This is a genomic window from Bradyrhizobium sp. BLXBL-03, from assembly GCF_051853015.1.
GTDB classification, from domain to species: Bacteria; Pseudomonadota; Alphaproteobacteria; order Rhizobiales; family Xanthobacteraceae; genus Bradyrhizobium; species Bradyrhizobium manausense.
In genome coordinates, this window is sequence record NZ_CP182470.1 from 6949532 (window position 1) to 6975360 (window position 25829).

Annotated in this window: 23 protein-coding genes and 2 pseudogenes; 19 read left to right on the plus strand and 6 right to left on the minus strand. The window is 56.7% G+C overall.

Features of this window, described 5'->3' with window-relative positions:
• Positions 1 to 328 precede the first annotated feature (328 nt).
• Positions 329 to 820: an avidin/streptavidin family protein gene (locus tag ACNJX9_RS33135; protein WP_439406234.1), complete on the plus strand. Its 492-nt coding sequence runs from the start codon at positions 329 to 331 to the stop codon at positions 818 to 820.
• Positions 821 to 1278: 458 nt separating this feature from the next.
• Here ACNJX9_RS33135 and ACNJX9_RS33140 read toward each other — a convergent pair whose 3' ends face one another.
• From ACNJX9_RS33140 to ACNJX9_RS33150, 3 genes are all read right to left on the minus strand, one after another.
• A complete protein-coding gene (locus ACNJX9_RS33140) occupies positions 1279 to 2601 on the minus strand; it encodes an MFS transporter (RefSeq protein WP_439406236.1) in 1323 nt (440 codons plus the stop codon).
• Between the two features lie 226 nt (positions 2602 to 2827).
• Positions 2828 to 3730: a 3-keto-5-aminohexanoate cleavage protein gene (locus ACNJX9_RS33145; protein WP_439406237.1), complete on the minus strand. Its 903-nt coding sequence runs from the start codon at positions 3728 to 3730 to the stop codon at positions 2828 to 2830.
• A gap of 386 nt (positions 3731 to 4116) precedes the next feature.
• Positions 4117 to 5037 (minus strand): 3-hydroxyacyl-CoA dehydrogenase, encoded by a 921-nt coding sequence (locus ACNJX9_RS33150; protein ID WP_439406239.1) that lies wholly within the window; start codon positions 5035 to 5037, stop codon positions 4117 to 4119.
• Between the two features lie 873 nt (positions 5038 to 5910).
• Between ACNJX9_RS33150 and ACNJX9_RS33155 the strand changes: the two genes are divergently transcribed.
• Positions 5911 to 6054, plus strand: a complete 144-nt coding sequence (locus ACNJX9_RS33155; protein WP_439410165.1) for a hypothetical protein — start codon at positions 5911 to 5913, stop codon at positions 6052 to 6054.
• A gap of 44 nt (positions 6055 to 6098) precedes the next feature.
• Here the strand turns inward: ACNJX9_RS33155 and ACNJX9_RS33160 are convergent, their stop codons facing one another.
• Positions 6099 to 6401: a CoA transferase gene (locus ACNJX9_RS33160; protein ID WP_439406241.1), complete on the minus strand. Its 303-nt coding sequence runs from the start codon at positions 6399 to 6401 to the stop codon at positions 6099 to 6101.
• Between the two features lie 116 nt (positions 6402 to 6517).
• On the opposite strand from ACNJX9_RS33160, the pseudogene ACNJX9_RS33165 reads away from it, so the two are divergent.
• Together ACNJX9_RS33165 and ACNJX9_RS33170 are read left to right on the plus strand one after the other, a co-directional pair.
• Positions 6518 to 6705: pseudogene (locus tag ACNJX9_RS33165) on the plus strand (transposase domain-containing protein); the annotation flags it as partial.
• On the plus strand, positions 6702 to 6953 hold the full coding sequence (locus tag ACNJX9_RS33170; protein ID WP_439406242.1) for a hypothetical protein: 252 nt from the start codon (positions 6702 to 6704) through the stop codon (positions 6951 to 6953). The pseudogene ACNJX9_RS33165 and the gene ACNJX9_RS33170, both read left to right, overlap by 4 nt.
• Positions 6954 to 6983: 30 nt before the next feature.
• Here ACNJX9_RS33170 and ACNJX9_RS33175 read toward each other — a convergent pair whose 3' ends face one another.
• Complete coding sequence (locus ACNJX9_RS33175; RefSeq protein ID WP_439406244.1) at positions 6984 to 7385, minus strand: hypothetical protein; 402 nt, start codon at positions 7383 to 7385, stop codon at positions 6984 to 6986.
• On the opposite strand from ACNJX9_RS33175, the gene ACNJX9_RS33180 reads away from it, so the two are divergent.
• The 4 genes from ACNJX9_RS33180 (at position 7364) to phnY (ending at position 12116) form a co-directional block, all read left to right on the plus strand.
• Positions 7364 to 7765: a hypothetical protein gene (locus ACNJX9_RS33180; RefSeq protein ID WP_439406246.1), complete on the plus strand. Its 402-nt coding sequence runs from the start codon at positions 7364 to 7366 to the stop codon at positions 7763 to 7765. The two genes, ACNJX9_RS33175 and ACNJX9_RS33180, sit on opposite strands and share 22 nt — an antisense overlap.
• Before the next feature lie 450 nt (positions 7766 to 8215).
• Positions 8216 to 9292, plus strand: a complete 1077-nt coding sequence (locus ACNJX9_RS33185) for a methyltransferase (RefSeq protein WP_439406248.1) — start codon at positions 8216 to 8218, stop codon at positions 9290 to 9292.
• A gap of 75 nt (positions 9293 to 9367) precedes the next feature.
• Entirely contained in the window at positions 9368 to 10528 is a 1161-nt protein-coding gene (gene aepY / locus ACNJX9_RS33190; RefSeq protein WP_063958179.1) for a phosphonopyruvate decarboxylase, read from the plus strand.
• 145 nt (positions 10529 to 10673) lie between these two features.
• On the plus strand, positions 10674 to 12116 hold the full coding sequence (gene phnY, locus ACNJX9_RS33195; RefSeq protein ID WP_439406249.1) for a phosphonoacetaldehyde dehydrogenase: 1443 nt from the start codon (positions 10674 to 10676) through the stop codon (positions 12114 to 12116).
• A gap of 245 nt (positions 12117 to 12361) precedes the next feature.
• On the opposite strand, the gene ACNJX9_RS33200 is transcribed toward phnY, so the two are convergent.
• The gene (locus ACNJX9_RS33200; RefSeq protein ID WP_439406251.1) at positions 12362 to 13258 is read right to left on the minus strand and encodes a LysR family transcriptional regulator; all 897 of its coding nucleotides are present in this window, start codon (positions 13256 to 13258) and stop codon (positions 12362 to 12364) included.
• A gap of 879 nt (positions 13259 to 14137) precedes the next feature.
• Here ACNJX9_RS33200 and ACNJX9_RS33205 point away from each other — a divergent pair.
• The 11 genes and pseudogenes from ACNJX9_RS33205 (at position 14138) to ACNJX9_RS33255 (ending at position 24201) form a co-directional block, all read left to right on the plus strand.
• Positions 14138 to 15310, plus strand: coding sequence for a cobalamin-independent methionine synthase II family protein (locus tag ACNJX9_RS33205; protein ID WP_057742136.1), 1173 nt, complete (start codon positions 14138 to 14140; stop codon positions 15308 to 15310).
• A gap of 13 nt (positions 15311 to 15323) precedes the next feature.
• Positions 15324 to 16157: a phosphodiesterase gene (locus ACNJX9_RS33210; protein ID WP_439406253.1), complete on the plus strand. Its 834-nt coding sequence runs from the start codon at positions 15324 to 15326 to the stop codon at positions 16155 to 16157.
• Between the two features lie 128 nt (positions 16158 to 16285).
• Positions 16286 to 17488: an ABC transporter substrate-binding protein gene (locus ACNJX9_RS33215; protein ID WP_439406255.1), complete on the plus strand. Its 1203-nt coding sequence runs from the start codon at positions 16286 to 16288 to the stop codon at positions 17486 to 17488.
• Between the two features lie 149 nt (positions 17489 to 17637).
• Positions 17638 to 18870, plus strand: coding sequence for an ABC transporter substrate-binding protein (locus ACNJX9_RS33220; protein ID WP_439406257.1), 1233 nt, complete (start codon positions 17638 to 17640; stop codon positions 18868 to 18870).
• Between the two features lie 84 nt (positions 18871 to 18954).
• The gene (locus tag ACNJX9_RS33225) at positions 18955 to 19818 is read left to right on the plus strand and encodes a branched-chain amino acid ABC transporter permease (protein ID WP_057742274.1); all 864 of its coding nucleotides are present in this window, start codon (positions 18955 to 18957) and stop codon (positions 19816 to 19818) included.
• Between the two features lie 4 nt (positions 19819 to 19822).
• Positions 19823 to 20839, plus strand: a complete 1017-nt coding sequence (locus tag ACNJX9_RS33230; RefSeq protein ID WP_439406259.1) for a branched-chain amino acid ABC transporter permease — start codon at positions 19823 to 19825, stop codon at positions 20837 to 20839.
• On the plus strand, positions 20836 to 21582 hold the full coding sequence (locus ACNJX9_RS33235; RefSeq protein ID WP_439406261.1) for an ATP-binding cassette domain-containing protein: 747 nt from the start codon (positions 20836 to 20838) through the stop codon (positions 21580 to 21582). The genes ACNJX9_RS33230 and ACNJX9_RS33235 overlap by 4 nt, the downstream gene beginning before the upstream one ends.
• On the plus strand, positions 21569 to 22258 hold the full coding sequence (locus tag ACNJX9_RS33240; protein WP_439406262.1) for an ATP-binding cassette domain-containing protein: 690 nt from the start codon (positions 21569 to 21571) through the stop codon (positions 22256 to 22258). Before ACNJX9_RS33235 ends, ACNJX9_RS33240 begins: the two co-directional genes overlap by 14 nt.
• A 127-nt stretch (positions 22259 to 22385) precedes the next feature.
• Positions 22386 to 23035 (plus strand): annotated as a pseudogene (locus tag ACNJX9_RS33245) (chloramphenicol acetyltransferase).
• Between the two features lie 240 nt (positions 23036 to 23275).
• Positions 23276 to 23701 carry a hypothetical protein gene (locus ACNJX9_RS33250; RefSeq protein WP_439406264.1) on the plus strand — a complete coding sequence of 142 codons (426 nt, stop codon included), beginning with the start codon at positions 23276 to 23278 and terminating at the stop codon, positions 23699 to 23701.
• Between the two features lie 32 nt (positions 23702 to 23733).
• Positions 23734 to 24201, plus strand: coding sequence for a hypothetical protein (locus tag ACNJX9_RS33255; RefSeq protein ID WP_439406265.1), 468 nt, complete (start codon positions 23734 to 23736; stop codon positions 24199 to 24201).
• Positions 24202 to 25829 lie beyond the last annotated feature (1628 nt).

The window sequence follows — 25829 nt, forward strand, 5'->3', positions numbered from 1 at the left end:
GTTCGTCGGTGAGGCTGGCTTTGTACACCGGGCCCGCGATCGCGGCCCAATGACTCATTGAGGTAGCTGGGCCCACCGTCGCCGCAGTATGGCGCAGAGCTGTCGATAGCTCAAGCATGTCCGGCCCGGTCACGAGTCGGCTGCTCGTGTCCTTATGACGGGGACCCACGCTGGCAAAAGAGCTGAAATTTGGATGTCAATCACATCTCAACGTGCTAGCGCTATCACGACGTCATACTCGTTTAAATTGTCCATACCCCGTTTTATAAGTGGGCTGCTCCACTAATGGAGCGACATGGAGTCGGAAATGTTTCAAGAGAGATGGAAATTGACGAAGCGGATCGGCGCGGCTTGCCTCGGCCTACTCATCCTGGCGGCGCCTGCAGCCGCGCAACCGATTTGGACCTGGACCAACCAATACGGCTCAACCCTGGCGGTCGACAATTATAATCCAAACACGGGCGCTATTTCCGGCATCTACACAAACAATGCGAGCAATAGCTGCGATGCAGGTGCCCCACAGACAATGACGGGCTGGCTCGCGCAGACCAATAGTGGCACGGCGATCAGCTTTTCGGTGAATTTTGTTGGCTGCGGATCGACAACCGTGTGGACCGGGCAGCTGAACGCTGCATCTAGATTTCAGGGACTTTGGCTCCTTTCACTCGCGGAACCGGTGGCGTGGAACGGCATTAGCGCCGGCGCGGACACCTTCACTTTCGCAAGCGGCGACAAATCGAAACTACCATCCGCTAGCGGCGAGGCGGCCAAGAGCGGTGGTGCAGGCGAAAAGCTCTCGAATACCAAGTCGCGCAAGTGACATGACCAGCCACATGGCAAAGGAAGGAACGTTATCACGCTGAGCTTTCGTCCCTGCCTTAATCTACCCAGACGCCCACTTTGGTCCAAAAGCGGATTTGGTATCGAAGATCGAGTCTTGCCGAGCCCGAACGCCTGACCTGTTCAGGCTCGGTATTACTCGTTGCAGGCGGGGCCAGCTGACCATATCGTTGGCCTGGGCTTCAAAATCAGTCTGTTTTGCGCAAATCGCTAGGATCGAGTTGCGCCTTGACGGCCATGGCAAAAATGGGGGCGACCAAATAGACTGAACTTTTGCCCGCACGTCTCGATCTCGGCTTGTGGCCGGCACGCCACCTCTTGCTATGACCTACTGATGTAGAAGATCCAGGTTTCCCGCGCGGTCACACTCAGCAGGTCCTTTACCGGCGGCGCCGCCTTGCGAATCACCTTACCCGGAGATCTACCTAGGCGTTCCGTCTAAGCAGGAGCGTCATCGTTATATGTCACGACGAGTCTAAGGCTGCAGGCGACGCCCGTTGCAACAATGAGGATGATTGCCATTCCGATCATGCCAATGCGAAAAGATCCCGTCCAATCCTTGAGGAAGCCGACCATGTACGGGCCGACGAAGGCCCCAAAGGCACCAATCGAATTGATGAACGCTATGCCACCAGCGGCAGCGGGCCCGGTGAGGAAACTCTGTGGGATCGTGTAAAGGACGGTCCGCGCCGAAATAGTGCCAATCAGCGCAAGCGTCATGCATATGAGCGCCGGTATGAACGAGGTGAACGCTACCGAAAAGACAAGTCCGATGGCGCCAAGCATCAGTGCGGCGACCAGATTGTAGATCTTTTGCCCCTTGCAATCGACAAGGCGCGCCCAGAACAACGAGCCTATTGTCACAAAGAAATAAGGCGCGGCCGAGAGCCAACCAATCTGCATGTTATTCAAGTTGTGGCTCTTTAAGATCAGAGGGAGCCAGATGCCTATCCCGTAGGAGGCGATCGTGAAAGCGAAGCTGATGCTTGTCAGCATCAGCACGCGGACATCCCTGATCGCGGCCCAGAGATCCGTTTTGACCTTGTCGTGTTTTTCCTTAGCGAGCTCGTCCAGTAGCGCGTCCCGTTCCGGGGGCGTCAACCACGAGGCCTTGACCGGCGTGTCGGCCAGCAGAACGAGGCATAAGCCTCCAAGCAAGCAGGCCGGAAGGCCTTCGATCAGGAACATCCATTGCCAGCCGGCTAGTCCCCACACTCCATCCATTCTCAATAATGAAGCCGATAGTGGATTGCCGATCAACGAGGACGCCGGCGTTGCCGTCATGAACCAGGCGAGGACGCCGGTCCGCGATTGCGCCGGAAACCAAATGGAAATGTACCAGATGACGCCAGGAAAAAACCCCGATTCGAAAACTCCCAGAAGAAGACGGATTGCGTAGAAGCTGTATGGTCCAACGGCGAACGCTGTCGCCGCGGCTGCAAGGCCCCAGGTTATCATGATGCGGGCGAGCCAGCGGCGCGCTCCCACGCGATACATCATCATGTTGCTAGGTACTTCGAGCAGGCAGTAGCTGAAGAAGAGGATCCCAGCCCCCCATCCGAATTGCGTGGCACTTAAGCCGATGGCTTCGTTCATCTGCAGCGCAGCGATGCCAACACTGGTCCGATCGAGGTTGTTGAAAAGATAGGCAACGCCCAACAGCGGCACGAGCCGCCGCGTGTTCTTGACGACAGCGCTCGCAACCAAGCCACACCTTTCCTTTTCGTCCGTATGACGCTGCGCAGCAACGGCGTCAACCAATTCGTTCTGCTCCTACAACTAATCGCTGACCAGCCGTCCATTTTTTCTGACGCTATGCCAGGATGTTAGGCTGAAACCTGGGAATCACGGCCCCAAGTGCCCGATCGCACATTTTCAACCATCGACGGCACTTTCTGCTATTGGTCCCACGTTCATGACTTGTCTAGACCCGTCATCGAACTAGCGAGCCATCGTCCGCCGCTTCCGATTGAGAGCGGCAAATGGGCTATCCGGGCTGTTTGTGTGGCGCAAGCCCAAGCATCGCTCGCGCTTCCACTGTGGTGGCAGGCTCGTACCCAAGTTCTCGGATAATTTTTACGGTCTTGTCGACCAGGCGCACGTTCGTGGCAAGCATGCCCGGTTCGAGGTAGAGATTGTCCTCCAGACCTACACGCACGTGGCCGCCCGCGAGCACCGCGTGAGTGGTTGCGGGCAGCTGTGCTCGACCGACCCCGCTAACGCAAAACATGGCTCCTTTGGGAAGATTGCCGATCAGCAAATCGAGGATCTGCGGACTGTACGGCAATGCGCCCTGAATTGCGCGATCGGCACCAAGAACGAAATTGATCCAATAGGGAGGCTTATCGAACCCCTTGTTGATGAGACGTATCGGATCTTGGAGAAGGTGGGAAAGTGAAAAGCATTCCCATTCGGGTTTGATGCCCGTTTTTTGGAATCGCTTTGCCATGATATCGCAGCGGCTCGGCGACGTGTTAACGACAACATCGCGGCCGCCAAAGCTGGCCAGAACGCTGTGAGCGTCAAATGTCGCCATGTCAGCGCCCGCCTCAAGACCTTTTAGGCGCTCTTCAAAAATAACCTCATCGAGACCGGCCTCCAGGGATCGGACCATGTCTCCATCAATGCCCCCGCCCGTGCTGTTGTTGATGATGATGCCGCATTTTGCCAGAATCCGGGAATTGATATCCTGATAAATTTCCGGATTACAGGTTGCGGCGTCGTCCGGCCTGCGCGCATGCAGCGCCACGATAGACGCCCCCGCACCGTAGCATCGATACACATCCTCCGCGATCTCGTTTGGCTGGGTCGGCAGGTGCGGGTTCTGCGATTTCTTCACCACCCCTCCCGTCGGAGCAATCGTGACAATGACTTTTCCGTTAAAACTCATACTGCGTCTCCTGTCATCGCCGACTTGGGTATTCATAGCGGGTCCTTACGTACCCGCTGAGGAACCACTTGAAACAAGTCGTAAGGGCCGCAAGTGTCGTCTTCAACAGGCTCCAGCCTCCAACACCTGGCATTCAGAACAGATCTGCTTATTGAGAACCGTCACGACTCAGCTGGGTGCTCGCGTTGGGGAACAGCCGCTCGCTCATGCGAATGAGTTCGCGAACCTTTCGAGCGGAAGGGTGCGCCTCAGCGCACCTTTTGTGTACGGTGCTAGGTCGTTCGCGACGATCCGTGCTCTCGTAGCCGAAGACAGCTGTCCAACTCGCTCCGACAGGTGGGCGTCGACGACGGCGTTGCGTGACCCCAGTCATGTCCTTCGACGGGTTAGATTTCGGCATACGCAATGCCGGTGAAGTTGCCCTGGGACCAGAGGAGATTGTATTTGCTCTTGCCATTAAGATTTGCGGTATAGATCGAACCGGCGAGGTCGGTAATGAACATCTGGTTGCCGGGAACGTCGAGTGCGATGCCGATTCCCTCCATGAGATGCGTGATCAGAATTTCCGGCTCCGTCTTTAGATCGACGCACGCGCGATTGACTGTGTTGCCACGCGGCGGATCACCGCGGTCTGTCCAATAGAGGACGCGGTTAGCCAGATCGAACTCAAGGTGAATCGGCTCCGGCAAGTCGTCGAACAGCACTTCTATGTCGGAGCGGTTTGCCGGACTCTCGCCGTTCGGGATGTCCATGTCCGCGCGGAAGATCCGGCCCTTACCGGCATTGTCCGGACCTTTTTGCGTCCAGTAGATTTGGCGCCGATCGGTGTCGATGGTGATGCCGATGCACCAATTGGTCGGGTCGCGTCGGTCCAACTCACCGCGGCCTGCCTCGATGAGCGTCTCGATCTCGGAGCCGTCGAGATTGCACCGCATGACCCGCATTCCCTCCCGGTCAGACCAGTAGAGCTTGCCGCCTTTTTGATCGAGCTGAATCTGCTTCGGTGTGAAAGTGGCACCGCACGGGACGATGACCTTGCGAGCCGTTCCATCGATATCGACGCGCTCAATCGAGCCATCGTTAACGGCGACACCGGAACCCATGTTGGTCCAATAGATGTGGCCGGCGCTGACATCGATGGCGATTCCGTCAGGAAGTTGACAATTGGTGACGACAACTTTTCGATCGGAGCCGTCTGGCTTCATGGCTTGTATGCGGTTGGTACTCACCTCAAGAAAGAACAGCTGACGACCTACGAGCTTTCGGCTGGGCGAACGTTTCGATTTGATCTCACTGGCGTCCGTCATGTTCTCTCTCAGGATGATGTGCCGCAAGTATCAAGCTGACAATTGCGTTTCAGGCTGCAGCGGATTCGAATCTCGTTTGTGGCGCGACGGGCAGGATGCGCTTTCGATCATCATGTGTTTGACACACTCTGCATTGTTCAACCCCTCGGGAAGAGCTGCATGGTATCGGTTAAGCAGTGGAGCAAGAGCCGGGCCATTGCCAAACGTTCATCCTATAAATTGTCGACCGAACTTTGCTGGGCCTTAGATCGAACTTGCAGTGGACTGTCTTTTTGGCTCCGCTCCGCGTCGGTTTCCGTGACGGACGATCGGCCACGATAGCCATGTGTCCGTCCTCTCTATCAACTGCCAAGATTGGTAGGTGACTGTATCGCAGGACGGTCCATGAGCATTCCCTGGATAGACAGAATTCAATGTCGGCCCGACTAACGACTTAGTCGTCCGAGTCCGGCGAACCGATGAAGCTCCGCTCCAGCCTCATCCCTCCTTCACCAAATGTCTGCGGGCAGAAGCGATACTGAAAGGAAGTGTGGGGGCGCCTTGTCCGCCTCCCCCGCCGACAGCACTAAGAAACGCGCTGATCCGCCGATGCGTATGCCTCCGCGGCACTCGCCAGAGCTGGCTCGAACATTCGACCTCGATAACCTGATCCAGTGGCACGCCAATTGCTGGAATATGAGGAAGAACGCCACCATCTCGATGGTTGAGGGGATACCAATGTCAAGCCCGAATTGGTTCTACTCTTTTCCATTCTTTGCCCCACCCAGCGGACCAGTGATCCAGGACATTGAAACTAATGTTGGCGCGCGACTCGATGGGGACGTGGTCAAGTTATGAGGAATTGATCCATGTCATCCACGACCACTACGATGACTGAGCAAGTCGTATCGAAGGGTAGCTGTTTATCTAACCCAGAATCCGAATGATGTCGCGGCCCTGTCGGTAAACGCCATCGCCGATCGCTGCGGCATCCATGCCTCGAGCTCAGTGCGTTTCGCCCAGTCACTTGGGGCCTGAAGGTTTCAAGGAGCTTCAAGAGTTATCTCAGCGGCGCCTGTCGGCTATACATGCTCGCGACACGATGACTTTGCTAGCTTCTCGGAGGCCATCGACGCCCCGATGATGCCCTCCGACGCCAATTGAGCGACCTCGGTGTCGGAGAGCCCGAGAAATTCCGATAGTATCTCGCTGTTATGCTCTCCGAGCGTTGGTGCTGCTGTGCGGACCGCAAACGGCCCCGACCCGTCGCGGATCGGCATCGACGGCTGTGGATGCAAACCCACGAACGCGCGTTCCACCTCCTGTAAAAAGCCACGCGACCCGAGATGTGGGTCCCTGAGCAGATCAGTTGGCTGCCGGGCCACGCCGGCCGCAACTGCTTCGACATCGCCTGGTCGGCATTGCGGGTGAGAGTCCAGGTTTCAATGACCCTCTCTATCTCGTCCTCGATGCAGCGGCGGCCTTCTGCACATTGCCGCGCTCTGATCGCGGAGGGCGGCGCGCCGCAGCCATGTACAGCCTTATCACGGCAAAGATGAACGGCATCGACCCGCAGGCGTGGCTTACGGATATCCTCGCCGGATCGCCGCCCATCTGGTTCATCGGCTGGACGAACTTCTGCCCTGGAATTGGACGCCAGCGGCAGCGATCTCCGCTCGCGCGGCATGACCACCCACGTCAACAAAATCCATTACGTCACCACCATCACCAAGGTCGCGAGGGACCTCGGCGAAGACGAAGATTGGCTGCGAGACGTTGGAAACGAAATGGAGATCGAGGACGGAGCCATCTGGGCCTTTGGCGTTGGCGAAGACGGCGTCCAGGCGTTCACCGACTTCGGCATCGAACGCCTCATCGAGCTCATCCAAGTCTATAAAGACAATCCCGAGTTGATCAAACGCTGGTCGACCGCATAATCCGCTCAAGCTCGCGGCCTACGCCGGCTTTCAATTACCCACAAATTCTTCTCCGACCATGGCGCCCAGCGCGATGTCGGTGAGGCGTGACAGCCCGCGCCACATGGCCATATTGCCGGGCGGCGGATCGCTGGCGCGGGCGAGGTAACCGCCGAGACGGGCGATTTTGATCAGATAGTGCGAGAGCGTTTTCCGTCTTGCTTTTGGTTTATCTTTGACGAGGCGATCGAGCACGCCGATTTCAGTCGCAGTCAACGCGAGGGTTGGTGGCGCGTCTGGGGCGGAACGGTTGAGCATCGTCATCCAGAAGAGCCGCCAACTCAGGATGCAAAAGAGCGAGATCAGATTGGCCAGACGCTGGGCGGTCGTGAGCTTCGACTCCTCAGCTTGCAGCCCGATTTGAGGATCTTGTGGAGCACCTCGATCTTCCATCTCACACCATACCATTCCAGCTTTTCAATGGCGTCGGTGCGGGAACCAACAGGCAGGTCGGTGTTCAGCTTCCAATCGATCTTCTTTCTGTTTTTCGGCGTTCCGCGCTCTTCGGCATGGATCACCGACAGGGTCAGAGCGGGATATCGCTTCTGCTTTCCAATCGGCGGCAGGACGCGAATCTTGCGTTACCTGATCTCAAGAATGGCCTGGTCAGGATCGCCGTTGCTGTCTCTGACTTCGATGCGATGGAGCCCTTTGACGGCGACCTCGTCCATTTCGTCGGCGATCGTGTGATCCCATCTCCAGCCAAGCGGTCGACGCAGGTCCTGATCAGGAAATGGGTTCCGATCTCCTGTGCTGCGCAGAAGAGCTCGTAGATGTCACTCTCGCGATCGCCAATATGGATGCATCGTCCCGGATGATCCAAGAGTTGCGTAGACTGCTTCAGATTTTCCAACCACCGGACGCTTTCCTTTTTCTCGATGGGAATCCGAGTCGGATTGATCTTCTTTTTAAGCGCTGCCGTCCCCTTGAATTTCTTGCGGGTCCAGAACTTAACGGCCGCCAACCCCAGCGGCACCCCCTCGATTGTAACCGCGAGGCTCGAATGCATCAGGATGCCGCAAACCGTGTGCGATCTGAGGCGACCTGCCTTCCTCCCAGCCGTGACCGAGCCACTTTGCGAGCGATCAACTACCAACAATGACAATTGATCCAGATAACAGACGCGTGTCACTGATTGCCTGATAAGCGTCTGGCTGGAGCTTGCCGACATCCAGCAATAGCTCATTCAGAGATACAAACTTGCTTCGAGACAAGGACTTGCAATGCATTCGTCTCCACTGACGTCACACGCCCGGATCTCTGAAACCGCGCCTATCTGCTGTCCCGATATTGCTCAGATTATCAAGTGGCGCGACAGCTCCTATGCGGCCGATCTCTATATCGCCGCAGTCTCATGGCTTGATCTTTTTACTTACCTGGATGACCAGCCGGTAACGGAAGAGGAGCTGCGAGCTCATTTCGTTCTTCGCGAGCGGCCAACACGGACCATGCTTCGACTCTTTGAATCGTGGGGCCTCATCTCCAGACAATCCGGCCGACTGCATGCAACCCCGACAGCCGTTCGGTATCTGAGCGGAAATTCCCCGGACAACGTCGCGTCATACGTTGCAACGATGAAATATAAGTCCTCTGTGCGAGAACTTTATGAGATCCTGCGACAGGATAGTTCGGACACCTGGCACGTTGAGCGCGGCGTAACCAAGACCTGGGACGCCTTGATGCAAACGGACGAGTTCGCTGATCTGAACACACGCGGGATGGAGGAACGCGGGCGGATCTTTGCACCGCACCTTGCGGAGCTGCTTGATTGTACGAATGATACTTGCGTACTCGATGTAGGCGGTGGATCGGGGGTCTATTCCGCGCATTTGTTGCTGCGCTATTCCTCACTCTCGGCAACCATCCTTGAGCGCCCCCCCGTTGATCATCTTGCAAGGACGTGCCTGACGGACCGGAATCTATACCCGCGTCGCGCCAATGTCATAGCTGGCGATATGTTCATTGATCCTCTGCCTCGGAATGCTAGTCTCCACCTCTATTCGCACGTGCTTCACAATTGGGGACCAGAGAAGGTTCATCTACTCCTAAGCAAGTCTTTTGACAGCATTGCTTGCGATGGTCGGATAGCAATTTACGACTGCCACCCTGATGATCGCGGAGGACGCCCATCCCCGGCAGCCGAAGCAGAATACTCCGTGCTCCTGACCACCGGATACGAAGGCTGCTGTTACAGCTTTGAGGACATGCGGGTCATGCTTGAGAGGACCGGCTTCCAGGAGATTGAATTCCACAAATCAATCTGCAATCGCAGCCTCATCGTTGCGAGAAAGATCGCCTGAAGCCAATGACTTTTCCGCTTTTCAGGAACGGCTCATTCCACGGCCGCGGCTCTCAATGAATCTCGTGAGCACGGCATGTCTATTCCAACCTATGTTCTCTTATCTAAGCTTCGGGCGGCCGGGTATTCGTTTTTCTCAGGGGTTCCTTGTTCCATCTTTGGTGATCTATTCGGCCTTGTCGCCGAAGCTTCAGGATTTCTGAGTGTGCCGGCGGCCAACGAAGGTAGCGCAGTTGCGCTAGTTGCTGGCGCGGCGCTCTCAGGTCGACGAGGGGTCGTTGCGCTTCAAAATTCTGGGCTCGGAAATATCATCAACCCACTGACATCTCTGTTGATGGTTAACAAAATTCCCATCTTGCTCCTGTTATCCGTTCGTGGCCACCCCGATGAACCTGCCGACGAGCCGCAACACACGATCATGGGCGCGAACACAAAAGCCCTCCTGAATCAGCTTTCTATTGAATGCTGTGACTTTGATGGGACCCTGTCCGGCCTGGATCACGCGCTCGCACAAGGCGACGCTGCATTTCATCGCTCAGCGCCGTTTGCATTGCTCTTTCGGACGGGTCAACTATCCGTGTGCTGCCCCGACAAAAGACAGGCTGATGCCGTTCAATATGGGGTCAGTGTCGGACAAGCCATTGAGTTGATCTACCAGCAGCTCGAGCCCGATACACTTATTGTCTCTACGACCGGATACATTTCTCGTGAGCTGTTCCGCGTCCGGGATCGTCCCACTAACTTCTACATGCAGGGCTCTCTTGGACATTGCAGCGCGGTTGCGGCAGGGGTTGCGCTGACTTCGCCCACCCGAACCATCCTGGCACTGGATGGAGACGGCAGCGCGCTGATGCACATGGGTATCCTATCGACTATCGGCTATGCCGCCCCCCAGAATTTCATTCATGTGGTGCTGGACAACGAAGGATACGTTTCGACGGGCGGTCAGTTGTCGACGTCACGAACGACATCTCTCGAGGCCGTTGCGTCCGCCTGCGGTTATCGAACGGCTACCCGCTGCGAGCGGGCCGAGCATATCACGACCGCCTTGCGACAGTGCGCCTGGCGCAGCGGCCCTCATTTCGTGGTCTGCAAGGTCAACCGCCTTCATCCTTCTCAGCTTGCGCGCGTCACAAGCCGATATTCTCCGCTTCAGAATAAGAACATGTTTCAGCGCGACATCGGCATCCGCGGCAGTGAGATAGCGACAAGCGACAAAATGGGTCTTGTCTCATAGTTCGATGGCCGACTGTGGGCTGATCTTCATCGCTCTGGTTTGAACGTAAACGAGCTTGTCAAAGAGGTGCTCCGACCGCCTACCGCGTCCGTTTCGAAGAAACGCGATCACAGTCGTGGATCTCACACCCAACGAGAACTACAGCATGTACGAAACCGATGAAGACTATCATCCAATGCTCATCGCAGGTATGCCCGCTCACTCGGACGCAACGATCGAAGTAAACAATCCATTCACGGGAATGCTTCTTGGCAGAGTCCCGCAGAGCAGACCGGAGCATGCACGCCAGGCATTTGAAGCAGCCGCGCGGATTCGCCCTCGGCTCACGCGTCGCGAACGAACGGATATCCTCCTTGGGACGGCGAGCGCCATTAGGAGAGATCGAGACCGGTTTGCTCGGCTTATCACATCGGAAACAGGGCTCTGCCTGAAGGACTCTTTGCATGAAACCGGGCGTGCATGCGACGTCTGGTCATTTGCTGCCCATATGCTAATCCAGAGTGACGGCGAGGTTTATCCATCTGACATTGGTGCAACACCGCACAACCGGCGTATCTTTTCCATGCGAACGCCCCTCGCCGGTGTGATCTCAGCTATCACCCCGTTTAACCATCCTCTTAATCTCGTCAGCCATAAGCTTGCGCCCGCGATTGCAACAAACAACCGCGTCGTCCTGAAGCCGTCTGAGCGAGCGCCGTTGACTGCGCTCGCGCTTGGCAGAATTCTGAACGAGCAAGGCCTGCCCGAGGGAATGCTTTCGATCCTGACAGGGGCACCCACCCCCTTGGGAGACGCCATGTTTACCGATCCATGTGCTGAGCTCGTCACATTTACTGGCTCCGTTCAAGTCGGGCACCATATTGCGGAACGAGCCGGCTACCGGAAGCTCATCTTGGAGCTCGGTGGGAACGACCCCATCATCGTACTTGAGGATGCCGAAGTCGATCGGGCAGCTTATTTGGCGGTTCAAGGAGCAACCAAGAACTCGGGTCAACGATGTACAGCCGTCAAGCGAGCGTTGGTGGTTGACTCCGTTGCCGACGAATTTGCCGAGAGGGCGCTGCATCACATGCTGACGCTTTCGATCGGCGATCCCAGCGATCCATCAGTTGACATCGGCACTGTCATAAGTCGAGAGGCTGCCCAGCTCATTGCTCGACGGGTTGCCGATGCCGTCGATGCTGGTGCTACCCTATTGCTCGGTAACCAGCCTACCGGCGCGTCCTATCCGCCGACCCTATTGGACCACGTCTCACCGACGTCTGAACTTGTTATTGAAGAAACATTCGGGCCGGTGCTGCCAATCATCCGTTGTCCTAATGATGTTGATCAGATCATAGCGATTGCGAACGCGACCCAGTTTGGACTTTCTGCTGGTGTGTGCTCCAACCGGCTTGATCATGTCACGAAGCTCATCGACGGTCTCGCGGTTGGTACTGTCAACGTGTGGGAGGTCCCCGGGTATCGCACCGAATTGACCCCATTCGGGGGAATCAAGCAGTCCGGACTCGGGCACAAAGAGGGCGTACTGGAGGCGATGCGGAGCTTCACGCAGTTGAAGACCTACTCGCTTCCCTGGTCGGTCTAGGCCAGCCACTCTCTTCCGCTTGAGTATCATGGCGATCCGGCAGGGGCGGCAGCAGTAGCCCTTGCAAATGATTGCGATCTCCTGAGCTCTCCACGGGGGACCGGCGCGAAGTTCTAGCTGCCGCGCTCGAGCATTTGTATCCCGCGAAGTCGGCCTACTAAGCCCGACGTAGCGTTTTCATGCAGTTCAGCACCCACCTCGGTCGAGCCCCCTCACGAGTGGTTTCGCGGATGCGATTTCCACGTCTAGCAGGGAGACGTATTGCCTTGATTTTCTAAAGACACTTCAACGGTTTCGAAGAACGATTTTACGCAGCGTAGCCGTCTTTTATCCGATGTCGTGACAATATATGTTTTGAAGTCAGTACAGAGTTCGTCGACTGTTTTATAGACGAGCTCCTCTGCTGGAAATACGCTATCCTCAAGAAGGACGCCGATTCCTACTCCGTGCAGAACGGCCTCCTTCAGAACAGGATAAGTCGCCATTTTGATAATATTGGGCATAGTTGTACTGTTCTCAAGGCAAGCTTTTTCCACTTCGCGGAGCGTCAGCGAACCATCCTCGGTTAGAATGATTCTCTCTTGGGCAAGTTCGGCAAGAGTGAGTGTCGGTCTACAGGCGAGTCGATGCTCGCGCCTCATGAGGGCCATAAGCCGAGTCTTGCTTAGCTGCACGTGGAATAGGTTGGCAATGTCATCAGGCTCAGTGATGATAGCAATATCGACATCACGCGCTTCAAGCCGTTGCTTAGCAAGCTCCCAGGGCACCAGGCAGAACGTGATTCTGACTGCGGGAAAATGCCGGTTGAACTCGGAAATAAGTGGCATTGCCGGGCGCGGGGCGTTCGCGATCACCGTTAGATGTCCGGCCGATAGGTCACTGTAGGCATTAATCTTCTCCGCGACGAGCTGCTCGAGGACTCGAACGCGATCAGTTAGTGCAAACAGTTCCTGGGCCGGTTTTGTCGGCTCGAGCCCACTGCGATGACGGATAAAGAGCGTCGTCCCCATATGTTGCTCAAGCTTGGCAAGTTGCTGGGTGACGGCCGATTGGGTGACACCGAGGACGGCTGCGGCATCTGAAACGCTTCTCTGCCGGAAGACCTCTGTAAAGGCCGCAATCTGGTGAGAACTGATTTTCATGCCTTCGACGTCTGCTCCTCATATTGCCGTAGTTTCGCATTCCGCAGCGGGTTCAAGGCTTTTCGCCCCGCCCTTCTGGCTAGGTTGTACGTACTGAGCGGCCTAAACGCGATCAAAACGCCGCAGGCTCAGAGAGTGAGGCACGCGGCCTTGGCGTTCTTCTCGATATGCTTGCTGATCACCGCTTTGTCTCGACCGACGATCGAAACAACTTACTGTCGCGACGCCCTGCCCCATATCGCCCTTCCCCAAGCATTGCATTCATGATCGCGAATCGACGAAAGACCCAAGCTACTACCTCAACTGGCGGTAGAACCTCCTGCTTCGTAGTTGAAAATGAACATCACACGGTATCCGAAATGTCAAACTTCTGCTGCGTCTTGAGGCCGAGCCTGGCGCGTGCTCGCTAGCATAGGCAAACAAGGGCTCCTGCGCTTGGAGAGCGTTTTCTGCGCGCGACTGAACACACGACTTTGATTTTCCGCCAGTTGCGCGCTGTTTTTTCACAATTCATCTCGACCGTTCAACTTGGTTGCTGGATACGTTTCTCAGCAAGACCAGCAAGATGTGACATAATTTACTGCGCGAAATTGAGGCTGTCGTGCAGAATAAAATCGGCACCGGCGAAAGATGCGCTGATTGGATGCCCGCTTATTTAATTGCAGCAATACTTCAACTATTAGCAGAGCTAATAATAAGACATTTCTACGTCAACTGCGCTTGCTACGCCTCGCCTCCGGAAGCAGGCCACAAACCACTATCAACCAGGCCTATCGGGAGCGCAGCGCTCACGCACAACGAAATCAGGCTTTCGAGGAGGTGATCCTCTCCCCATCGAAAGAGAGGGGCCGACCTCGTACGAATTAATGGAAGAGGCGAATGAAAATAAGCACCGACCGTATCCTCACGACCCACGTCGGCAGTTTGCCGAGGCCCTCTGCATTGGAGGAGATGCTCCTGGCAAAAGAGAAGAGCGAACTGGACGCTGACCGCAATCCGTTGCTGGCCGCTTCCGTCAGTTTGGCCGTCCTCGACATCGTAAAAAAGCAATCGATCATTGGGCTTTCGGTTATCGATGATGGCGAGATGAGCAAATACGCCTATTCGACCTATGCGCGCGAGCGCATGACAGGTCTGACGGGCGTTGATCAGCCGCTTGCCTTGTCCGAACTGGCGGATTTTTCGAATTTCGCGAAGCGGGTCAATCTAGATATCAAGACGCCTGCGTGCGTGGGACCTATCGCGTACCAAGGCGAGGCGGCGGTGGCCACGGATATCGCCAACCTCAAAGCGGCACTGGATATGGTTCCTGTTGAGGAAGCGTTCATGAACGCCTCGTCTCCGGGAATTATGGCTCACTACATGCCAAACAAATATTATCCCTCGCAGGAGGCCTATCTCTATGCTTTGGCCGACGCGATGAAGACGGAATATGACGTCATAGCTGCATCGGGCATTCTCTTGCAGATCGACTGCCCTGATCTGGCGCTTGGACGCCATTTTCGGGCGAAGCCGATGGATGTCGCGGAGTTTCGCAAGGAAATTGCGCTTCACGTCGAGGTCCTTAATCATGCCCTGCGCGACATTCCCGCCGATCGGATGCGACTGCATCTGTGTTGGGGCAATTACGAATCGCCACACCATCACGATATCGATCTCCACGAGATCTTCGATATCATCATCAAGGCGCGGCCGATGGCACTTCTGCTGGAGGCGGCGAATCCACGTCACTCGCACGAATGGAGTCTATTCAAACAGACGCGGCTTCCCGACGACAAGATTCTCGTTCCGGGTGTCATCGATACCTGCACGAACTACATCGAACATCCTGAGGTGGTCGCCCAGCGCATCGAACAATACGCCAATTTGGTCGGACGGGAGCGAGTGATCGCCGGCACCGACTGCGGCTTTGCCAGCTTTGCAACGTTCCACACTGTTGATCCGGACATCGCTTGGCGCAAGCTCGAGTCGCTCGTGCAGGGCGCCGAGATTGCATCTCGCCGGCTCTGGAACGCGAACGCCAGGCCCTCCGTTCAAGCCGTTGCTTCCTGACAAGTAGCCCGCAATGATGAAAATCATTCAAATCACCGACCTTCACCTGGTCCCAGCTGGCGATCGCTTGTTCGACAACGATCCTGGCGAGCGCCTGACCGCCTGCCTGGCCGATATCGCCAGGCAGCATGCAGATGCGGAGCTCTGCGTCATCACCGGTGATCTTGCTCATCATGGCGAAGAAAGCGCCTACGTTCGCCTGCGCGAGGCACTAAAGGTCCTGCCTATGCCGGTGCGGCTCTTAATGGGAAATCATGATAATCGCGCCCATTTCCGGAGCGTGTTTCCCGAGGTTCCCGCCGACGATTTCGGCTTCATTCAATCCGCGCTCGACACGGCGGCGGGACGCTTTCTCTTCCTCGACACAAAGCAAACCGACCGCCACGCCGGCCTTTACTGTGAGCAGCGCCAAGCATGGTTGCGCTCGCGTCTGGGAGAGTCGCAAGGCAGCCCTGTATATCTCTTCATGCACCACCCGCCGCTTCCAGTTCACTTCCGGCCGGCTGACGACATCATGCTGGACGATGCTGCAAGATTTGGACAGCTGCTCAGCGGATACTCCATCCGCCATTTGTTCTTCGGGCATGTGCATCGCCCAATCGCCGGAAGCTGGCAGAACATTCCCTTTTCCACCTTGCGGGGGCTCAATCACCAATTGTGGCTCGATTTCGGTCACGAGCGAGGGATTCCTTGCAGCATGGAGCCGCCAGCCTATGCGATCGCGTTCCTGAACTCGGACGCGGTGGTGATCCACACCCACGACTTTCTCGATACAAGCACAAAGTACCTATACGAGCCTGACCTGCCCGTCGAACGTCAAGTCGTTTCAATGGCGCGGCGAAGATAATCCAGAACCCACTGGCGACGAGGGCTCGCTTCCCACCGACGACCATCACGCCTGCCCGTTCCTCGTCTAGCCACCGCAGTTGCACGCTGCGTTGGACTCTTATTTGCGAGCCCTGAAGGAGGATCCTCATGAATTTGTGGCGTCGCACGTTGCTCTGTTCTTCCGCCGCACGATCAGCCGCGTCCGTTTTTGGTTCACGGGCCGGCGCCGCGTCGGCGGCCTCAGTCACAGTAGCCATCGCCTCACTCTACGATCTATCCGGACCGTTCGATGTCTATGGCGCGCCATCTAACATGTGCACGGAATTCGCGGTCAAGGAATTAAACGCGGCAGGAGGATTGCTTAGCAAACAAATCGTCCTGAAGGCCTACGACTGCCAGTCCCACATCAACAAAGGTCTGCAATACGCGCAGCAGGCGGCGCTCCGCAACGCCGTGATGGCGGTGGGCGCCTTGACCGGAGCTGCCCGAGAGGCGACGCGACCGGTTCTGCGCAAATACAAGGTGCCGTACTTCTATGGTTCGAGCTATGAAGGTGATGCCTGCGAACAGAACATCTTCTGCTGCAACACCGAAGGAAACCAGCAGGTCGTTCTGCTGCTCGAGTGGTCGTTCAAAACTCTCGGTAACAAGCTCTATTACATCGCTTCCGATTACAACGCGCCGCGCACATTCGGAGCCTGGAATCAGGTGATGGCAAAGCGCGAAGGCGGCGAGGCGCTTGCGGACGACTACTATCCACTCGATGTTACGGATTTCACTGCGGCAATCGCCAAGATCCGGGCGGCAAAGCCTGATTTCATCCATTCCTTTCTGGTTAGTGGCTCGTCAACGTCCTTCTACCGCCAATGGGTCGCAGCGGGGATGTTGAAGAAAATTCCCATCATCTCGATCATATTGGGTGGCGGGCAAGAGCACGAGATTCTGGCGCCTGAGGAGATCAATGGCATCTACGCAGTCTACAACTCTTTCGAGGAGCTCGATACGCCGCGAAACAAAGCCTGGCGCGCTTTTCTCAAGCGATGGGTCAAAGTCATGCATACATCAATGGCGAGGCGATCGGTGGACACAATACAGTCATGTTGTGGGGCTGAGGCCGTCAATCGCGCGAACAGCTTTGATCGCGACGCAGTCATGAAGGCTTGGGGAACCGGCATCACTTGGGAAGGGCCCGGCGGGAAAATGGTTACCGACGGGGCCACCCACCACACGACCCAGGAGTGCGCATTATCAGGGTCGAAAACCGAGTCTGGAGCCTCGTTGCAACCAAGGAACAGATCCAGCCGGACAGTTATGGGGACGGGTGCGACTTCTTTGCCCAACCTGACCTGACCGAATTCTTGATGCCACAGATGTAGGCGGCTGCGCTCCCAACGCTGCGTCTTTCAAGCGGCGCCGCAGACTCATTTTCTTACTGTTTCGCCGTCGTCACTCGACAGGAGAGCACGCCTCTTCTCTCGAGCAATCAAAGGAGAATTCTGGTGAAACTATCCCGTCGCTCGTTTCTAGGCACTTCGGCAGCGCTTTCTGCTGCATTCATCGCCGGCTCTTTTGCCGGAGGCGCGTGGGCCGCATCCGACAGCGTCGCTATTGCCTCGCTCCATGATTTGTCGGGGCCGCTAGATATTTATGGCGTACCCTCGAATTTATGCATGAAAGTCGCCGTCGAGGAAATCAACGCCGCTGGCGGCCTGCTCGGCAAAAAGGTCGAGCTAAAGGTTTATGACGGCCAATCCGACATTAACAAGTACCCGCAATACGCGCAGAAGGCGGCGCTGACCGATCGGGTCGTCATGGTACAAGGGGCGCTCAGCGGCGCCGCGCGCGAGGCGACGCGCCCCGTTCTGCGCAAGTACAAGATACCTTTTATCTACGGCTCGTTCTACGAAGGCGGGCTTTGCGAGAAGAATACATTCTGCGTCAACACGGGCGGTAATCAGCAGGTTGTTCCTCTGCTCGAATGGACATTCAAGAATCTCGGAAAGAAGCTCTATTATATTGCGTCGGACTATAACGCCCCCCGCAATTTCGGGATCTGGAATCACGTAATGGCCAAGCGCGAAGGCGGCCAGGTGTTAGCCGATGATTACTATCCCCTCGATGTCACGGATTTCACCGCGGCCATTACAAAGATACAGGCCGCCAAACCGGATGTCGTGCATTCCTGCCTCGTTGGCGGTCCGGCCATGTCGTTCTACCGCCAATGGGCAGCGGCCGGAATGCTAAAAAAGATTCCGATCATCTCGATCGTGTTTGCCGCTGGCAATGAGCACGAGGTTCTTGCTCCGGAGGAAACGGACGGCGTGATCGTCGCTTACAACTACTTCCAAGAACTCGATACGCCGAAGAACAAGGAATTTCTGGCCAAGGTGGAAGCCGTTGCCGGCAAGAACCACCCCTATATCAATGGCGAGGTGTTCGGCGGCTATAGCGGCGTCATGCTCTGGGCCGAAGCGGTCAAGCTTGCCGGCAGCTTCGAGCGGGAGGCGGTTCTGGCTGCCCTCGAAAGCGGCATCCGCTGGGAGGGTCCGGCCGGCGTCATGACCACGAATGGCCCCAGCCACAACACGACCCAAGACGTTCACATCATCAAGGTCGAGAACCGCGTCTGGAGCCTGATCGACAAGAAGGAGCAGATTCCGCCGGATACGTATGGTGGCAAATGCAACGTCTTCACCAATCCCAACCAGACGGATTTTCTGATGCCGAACTAGGCGGGCCGGCGCTCGCAGAGCCGAACCTTTCGCGGCGCGCCGGCCCAATGCGCCTCTCTCCAATTTCGCAAGCCGAGACAGTTCATGGACAATCTCGTCATATTGTGTTTCGCGGTGATCAATTCCATTGCGCTTCTCGCCCTGATCAGCTTGGGACTCGCGGTCATTTTCGGCATGATGCGCGTCATCAACTTTGCTCATGGCGAGTTCATCATGCTCGGTGGATATGCCACCGTGATCGCCAATCATTGCGGCCTCAATCTTTGGCTCTCCATGCTCGTTGTCGCCCCAATGTTCGTCGCTCTGATCGGTGCCGTGGCGGAGCGACTGATCGTTCGCCGGCTGTATGGTCACCTGGTCACGACGATGTTGGCGACCTGGGGTCTTAGCCTGTTTTTGATAGGTGCGGTGACCGCCATCTTCGGCAACACGACGATGGGCGTGAGCGCACCGCTGGGCAATATTCCGATCGGTGCCTACTCCATCGGTGCTTACCAACTGTTCTTGATTGGAATCACAGCTCTGCTGGTCGTGAGTGCTCTCCTTGCTTTGCACTGGACGAAATATGGACTAATAGCGCGGGCGGCAATGCAAAATTCGGAGATGGCAGCGACCCTCGGGATCAACTGTGATCGCGTATATGCGGCCACCTTCATCATCGGCGCAGCAATCAGTGGCTTGGCCGGAGCGCTGCTTGCCCCGATATCCGGTGTCCTTCCTCACATGGGCGCGGCCTATGTTGCCCGCGCCTTCGTCACGGTGATCAGCGGGGGCGGAGCCCTGATTACGGGCTTTCTGTCGGCCGCGACAATACTCGGGCCGGTTGAGGCGTTACTTTCTTATTTTGCAACGCCGGTCCTCGGTCAGGCCTCGCTGCTGCTTTTGGCGGTGATCATCCTGCGCCTGTTTCCAACGGGTGTCTCCAGCTTGTGGATTGGAGGTCGATAACGCCATGGTACGTCAAGTCAAACAGGCCTTTTTCCCAGTCGCTCTTGTGCTCTTCGCGGCTCTCGGGCCATTCATTCTGGAGCCTTTCGATCTCGTCAATCTATCGGCCTTTTCGGCCATGGCGATCGCAGCACTCGGTCTTGCCTTCGTCTGGGGGACACTCGGGATCCTGAACCTAGGACATTGCATGTTTTTTGGTCTGGGTGCCTACGCCTATGCAATCGCGGTCTCCAATCTCGGCGACAGCACGCTTGCCGCGTTAATTGGCATCGCGCTGGCGGTCGCATTTTCGCTTGTCCTCGGCTATTTCCTGTTCTTCAGCCGCCTGGGTGACGTCTATCTCGGCGTTATCACGCTGTGCGTGACGCTGATCTTCTATTCCTTCATGACCTCGACCGCCGATCCCTCGTTTCACATCGGCCCGGTGCCGCTCGGCGGCTTCAACGGGATCACGGCAGTCCCGTCGCTTAATATGCCAGGCGATCCGCAGGCATTTCTATCCATGGAAGCGACTTTCTCGATCTGCCTGCTTTCACTGGCTGGAGCTTACGTTCTGCTCTCGCTCCTGCGCTCGAGCGATGCAGGTCGGATCATGACGGCGATCCGCGAGAGCGAGTTGCGGAGCGAGCTTCTTGGTTACGACATCCGCTTCTACAAGCTCGTCGGCTTTGCCGTGAGTGCTGCCATGGCCGGGCTTGGCGGGGCACTTTACACGGCGGTGATGGGCTACGTCAGCCCGAACGTCTTTGACCTTTCGCAAGCCTCGCAATTCGTTCTGTGGGTGATCGCCGGCGGACTCGGGGCCTTTGTCGGACCCGTAGTAGCCAGCTTCGGCTTCCAACTCCTGAGCAGCCAGCTCGGCGCAAACCAGGTTTTCAACACGGAGCTCATTTTCGGCGCGACGATCATCCTGTTCGTCATGCTCGTGCCGCAAGGCCTGCAGCCGATGCTTCTTGGCCTATCGAGCCTGAAGTTCCCGCACCGCTGCGGCATTTTGCGACGGAAGGAAAAACCGGCATGAGCGAGGTTCCCATTCTTGCGACGCGCGGTCTCGTTAAGCGGTTCGGGGGTGTCGCCGCTGTTGATGGCGTCGACCTTGTCGTTGACGCCGGCGAAATCCGCTGCCTCATAGGCCCGAACGGCGCCGGCAAAAGCACGCTCTTCAAATGCCTTACACATCAGCACCAGCCGACGAGCGGCCATGTTCTGTTCGAGGGCCGGGATCTGCAGGGGCTGGCCACCCATCGCATTGCTCGGCTTGGGATCGCCATTAAGAACCAGATTCCCAGCATCTACGCCAATCTTGACGTCCGTGAGAATATCCGCCTCGCCGGCCTGCGGAGGTGGCTGGGAAAGCGCCAGCTGAACAGGGTTGTCGAGCTGACGCTGGACGAGATCGGCTTCGACGAACGTCTCGCCAGTCAGCCGGCGGCGACCCTCTCGCACGCCCATCGGCAATGGTGCGAGCTCGGCATGCTGCTCGCGAGCAGCCCGCGCATTGCCCTCCTTGACGAGCCCACCGCCGGCATGACGCGTGAGGAGATGTTGAAGACCGTCGACGTCATCAAACGTCTCAACGCCAGCGCCACGGTAATCGTCGTCGAGCACGATTTGGAGTTCATCGCCAGACTTGCGCAGCGAGTTACTGTCCTACACCGGGGAAAGGTGCTGGTTGAGGACACCATGGACAAGATCGAGGCAAACGAGATTGTTCGCGACATTTATCTCGGCCGCAAGAAGGAGGCCGCTCATGCTGAAGGGTGAACGGTTGATCTCGGGCTACGGCAAGACGCAGGTACTGCGCAGCTTAAGCTTCGATCTCGGCGCTCATGAGATCCTGGGGATCATCGGCATCAACGGTATGGGCAAGACCACATTGCTCAAGACTGTCATGGGACTGTTGCCGGTGGAAGGTGGCCGGATCGTGCTGGACGGTGGTGCCATCGAAGTTCTGCCAGCCTATCGACGCAGTCATCTCGGATTCAGCTACGCGCCGCAAGGCGGAGCGGGTTTTCCTGGCCTCACTGTAAAGGAGAACTTGTTGCTTGCGGGCATGATGCCCGGGTTTGGCAGAGCAAAGCCGATTGCCGAGGTATTGTGTCTCTTTCCGAGACTCGAAAAGCTTCTTCCGCGCCCTAGCGGTGCCTTGAGTGGAGGGGAGCGGCAGTTGCTGGCCCTGGCGCGCGCCATGGTTCGCTCGCCCCGGCTTCTTCTGCTTGATGAACTGACAGAGGGCGTTCAGCCTTCGGTGACCGACGAAATCGCTGAATGCCTGCTGTCGATCCACCGGTCGGAAAAGACAACCATGATCATTGCCGATCAAGATCTCAGTTTCTTGGCCACGCTGGTCGGCCGAGCGCTGGTCGTCCAGAAGGGACAGATCGTGGCGCAGCGGACTCCAACCGAACTTCTTGCTGATAATGTTTTCGAGGCGGACTGAGGTCTTGCCGGGGCCGCATTCAGCGATGCTCGCCGTTGCCTGGATATCAGCACCCCAGTCTCGATCCGTCCGAAACCGTGTTCACCCCGTTTAGACAAGTGCCCACCGTTCAACTTGCGAAGCCACCATGGCCACAAGAACTCTCTCAGTCCAACCGATCGTCAACCTCGGCGCTCTGATGCACGATACCGCACTCGGCGCCTACTGCGAGGTCGGTGCGCACACGATCTTGCGAGAAGTGACGATGGGCGATTACTCCTACGTCGAGAACGATTCCCAGATTACCTACATCACGATCGGAAAGTTCTGCTCGATTGCGGCAATGACACGCATTACCCCTGGCAATCATCCGATGCACCGCGCGAGTCAGTCACATTTCATCTATCGAGCGAGTGCCTATTTTCCCAGCGAAAGTGACGTGGCAGAATTCTTCGATTGGCGAAGGCAGCATCAGGTTCACATCGCCCGCGATGTCTGGATAGGTCACGGGGCCATCGTACTTTCCGGCCGCAACGTCGGCACTGGTGCCGTGGTTGCGGCGCAATCGCTAGCAAGGTTGTACCGGTCTACACGATCGTCGCTGGGAATCCGGCACGCCCCGTCAGGCCGCGGTTCTCGGACGATATCGCCGGGCGGCTCGCCAGGCTTGCGTGGTGGGATGAGGATCATGAAATCCTGCGGGTATCGCTGACAGATTTTCGCAAGCTGACGATCGACGAGTTTCTAAGCAAATACGAAGGGGGGGGCGACCTTGCCAGGTTGAAATCTTCGTGTTGATCGCTTCGAGGGGACTGGTTTCTGATTGTCAGTGGCTCAGCGGCGCACGAAGCGGACATCGAACTCGTTTAAAAGTCGTCGATTGCGCTCAATTGTTCTTGTGCGGCGGCTCGCCGTCGTCCCCGTTGGCCGCTGCGCAATTGCTTATCCGCTTAGCCCCCCGGGGGGGCAGCACGTTGAGCAGTGCGCTGCCGAGAGTTCAGCGACATAAAATGCCAGCTTATCAAGGAAGGGGTTAACGTGTCATCCGTCGCACAAAATAAGTTTGCGCACGAAGCGATCAAAGAAGCTGCACCAGAGAAACGCTTTCGATTTTACGACAATCGACAAAAGTACCTGATGTTCGTCAATACGTGCAGCGAGAAGCGTGTCGTATCAGAACGAATAGCGCTCGAACTCGATCAGATCCATCCACGTCCACCTGCTGTGCGGGTCTTTGATGCGGGCGTCGGTGACGGGACGGTGCTGGCGCGCGTACTGCGTTCGATGCATCAACGCTACGAGCATTTGCCATACTATGTCGTCGGGAAAGAGATCAGCCTCGAAGACATTCGCTTGAGGCTCGAAACACTACCTGATCGGTTTCACGAACACCCTTCTATGGTCATCGCCCTGACCAACCTTACTATCACGAGGCCCCACATCTTTCGTCAAGCTCGGCTTTAGCGACATCCAGGCTCGTCTGGCATGAAGTCGCCGTGAGCGGACGAACTGCGGCCGATTACGAGCGCCAGATCAATGATCTGGAGCCGTTTCTAGCTCAACATTGGAAGGCGAGCGTAAGCAAGAAATCCGGCAACCCGGTGTACGAGCGCCCGGTCGTTCTGGTGCCGTATCTGCAGAGCTGCCAGTTCCTGTTGAACCAGGTCATCCCCAGGCAAGGCGCGCTCACGGCGGACGACGATCTTGTCATCGCCTCGCAGCCCTATCGGGCACGGGCGTCGGCGGAGTTTAAGGCAAGGAAAGTCGTTGCGCCCTTAGCGCTCGCACTTGCTCCGGGAGGTCGATTGGTCGGCATTCATTCGTGCGGCAATGATCCAGGCCTTGAAATCATTCAGAGCGTGTGGCCGGGGGAACAGCCGTTCGCAAACGATCAACGAGACATCTTACGCGAAACGAAGTCGCGATGGGGCATGAGGCACACCAATACAACTTCAATGCACTGAGCGATAAGCAGTCTAGATTCAAGTATGTGATGTATACGTTGCCAAAACGAAATCGACGCGGACGCCACGTCCATCGGCACCTCAACAATGTTCGCGGCCTGGAATAATGCCAACTACGTGGCACAGATTGAGGACGAGCGACTGGCCCGGGCGATGACGGACGATCAGTACCTAGCATGCACTAGGGAGATTTTGCGCAAGCATAATGGACTCTGGTTTTGGGACGAAACTTACGTCATCTCCCGCAAATCACAAGCCGTGAAATAGTTCAGCCTCCGCCGAGGCGCGGGACTTTTACCGCTCGCTTCCAACCTCAAAAGAGCCGGCTGGTCACGTCGAGCCTCAGGCCGCGTTACGGCCAAAAAAAGGATCGGTTCATGACCGGGTCAAGGGCCCAAGCTTGCAACGAGGGGGACGCTTGCCGGCAGTTTCTAGGTCAGTACTCCATCGAAATTACACCAAGCGATACTCGAGCTGTTGAGATGGCAAGGCGCGCCCTCTCACCGGGGACGGAGATATATCTTGCGAGTATATCAGGAGAGCCGCTGGAGACGTTGGTTGCAAGAACGGTAGAGCTCAAGACATCAGGCTTCGTTCCAGTGCCTCACTTGGTTGCACGTCGATACGAAAGTCATCATCAGCTCGAGACGGCACTGGCCCGACTGCAGGAGGCCGGCGTCAATCGAGCATTGTTGCTAGCGGGTGACGTTGCGCGCGTCGCCGGACCGTTTCCTTCCAGTCGAGCGGCGCTTGAGACGGGCCTATTCGCTCGCTATGGGTTTGAACGTCTTGGCTTCGCCACCTATCCGCAGCCCCATCCGCACATCCCCACTGATGTGCTAGATGGGCGAACTCGATCGAAAGGTTTCGTTGACCGTTCGGCAAGGGATGACGCCGTGGGTCGTGAGCCAGTTTTGTTTCGAGCCAGACGACATAACGGCCCATATCCGTCGTTTGCAGGTGCGAGGGACAATAGACGACGTTCGCGTTGGCTTGGCGGGGCCTACCACGCTAAAGAGCGTCATGCGTTTGGCGCTCATCTGTGGCGTATCACACTCTGCTAAAGCATTGCGCGCTCAAGGTCATAGATTTAGCCGTCTTGCCGTCGGTTATGAGCCGCGGGAGATAATCGATCGACCCTTGCACCAAATGGAAAGCACACTTGAATTGCGATTGTTACGAGCGCACTTCTTCGGGTTCGGCGGACTTCAGCAAAGAGCGACGTGGATCCGACGATATAACGTGAAGAGGCGACGCCCTAGATGCGCTGGAACGTCCTCATAATTCTAATACGGCATACCCATGTTTCCGGGAAACCAGATAACCGTCACAAGATCTGCCACTTGGTGCGGTGTTTATGTGGTTTGTCGCTACCCGGCCGGCTCATTGCATCCTCTGACAAAGCGACGGACACATCTTCGGCGGTTACGAGGATGTTCGGCACCAATCTACGCGGCTTCGAGCCCAGTGTTCAAGGCTACATGTTTTTTTGTCCCAGCATATCAGCGGTGAGCGGATTCAGGCGCGCCGCCGCGCCAGCTTTGCATCTCTATGGGCGTTGCATCGGTCACCAGCGACCATTGTAGACGAGACCGGCGATTCGGAAGGCGACTGTGCCGACCCTTAGC

What these genes read in the sequence shown, in the direction of transcription:
- ACNJX9_RS33170 (WP_439406242.1), top strand. Translation starts at nt 6,702, where the DNA reads ATGACCACCCACGTCAACAAAATCCATTACGTCACCACCATCACCAAG.
- aepY (WP_063958179.1), top strand. Translation starts at nt 9,368, where the DNA reads ATGTCTATTCCAACCTATGTTCTCTTATCTAAGCTTCGGGCGGCCGGG.
- ACNJX9_RS33145 (WP_439406237.1), bottom strand. Translation starts at nt 3,730, where the DNA reads ATGAGTTTTAACGGAAAAGTCATTGTCACGATTGCTCCGACGGGAGGG.
- ACNJX9_RS33205 (WP_057742136.1), top strand. Translation starts at nt 14,138, where the DNA reads ATGAAAATAAGCACCGACCGTATCCTCACGACCCACGTCGGCAGTTTG.
- ACNJX9_RS33150 (WP_439406239.1), bottom strand. Translation starts at nt 5,037, where the DNA reads ATGACGGACGCCAGTGAGATCAAATCGAAACGTTCGCCCAGCCGAAAG.
- ACNJX9_RS33185 (WP_439406248.1), top strand. Translation starts at nt 8,216, where the DNA reads ATGCATTCGTCTCCACTGACGTCACACGCCCGGATCTCTGAAACCGCG.
- ACNJX9_RS33210 (WP_439406253.1), top strand. Translation starts at nt 15,324, where the DNA reads ATGATGAAAATCATTCAAATCACCGACCTTCACCTGGTCCCAGCTGGC.
- ACNJX9_RS33240 (WP_439406262.1), top strand. Translation starts at nt 21,569, where the DNA reads ATGCTGAAGGGTGAACGGTTGATCTCGGGCTACGGCAAGACGCAGGTA.
- phnY (WP_439406249.1), top strand. Translation starts at nt 10,674, where the DNA reads ATGTACGAAACCGATGAAGACTATCATCCAATGCTCATCGCAGGTATG.
- ACNJX9_RS33230 (WP_439406259.1), top strand. Translation starts at nt 19,823, where the DNA reads ATGGTACGTCAAGTCAAACAGGCCTTTTTCCCAGTCGCTCTTGTGCTC.
- ACNJX9_RS33175 (WP_439406244.1), bottom strand. Translation starts at nt 7,385, where the DNA reads ATGGAAGATCGAGGTGCTCCACAAGATCCTCAAATCGGGCTGCAAGCT.
- ACNJX9_RS33200 (WP_439406251.1), bottom strand. Translation starts at nt 13,258, where the DNA reads ATGAAAATCAGTTCTCACCAGATTGCGGCCTTTACAGAGGTCTTCCGG.
- ACNJX9_RS33215 (WP_439406255.1), top strand. Translation starts at nt 16,286, where the DNA reads ATGAATTTGTGGCGTCGCACGTTGCTCTGTTCTTCCGCCGCACGATCA.
- ACNJX9_RS33225 (WP_057742274.1), top strand. Translation starts at nt 18,955, where the DNA reads ATGGACAATCTCGTCATATTGTGTTTCGCGGTGATCAATTCCATTGCG.
- ACNJX9_RS33235 (WP_439406261.1), top strand. Translation starts at nt 20,836, where the DNA reads ATGAGCGAGGTTCCCATTCTTGCGACGCGCGGTCTCGTTAAGCGGTTC.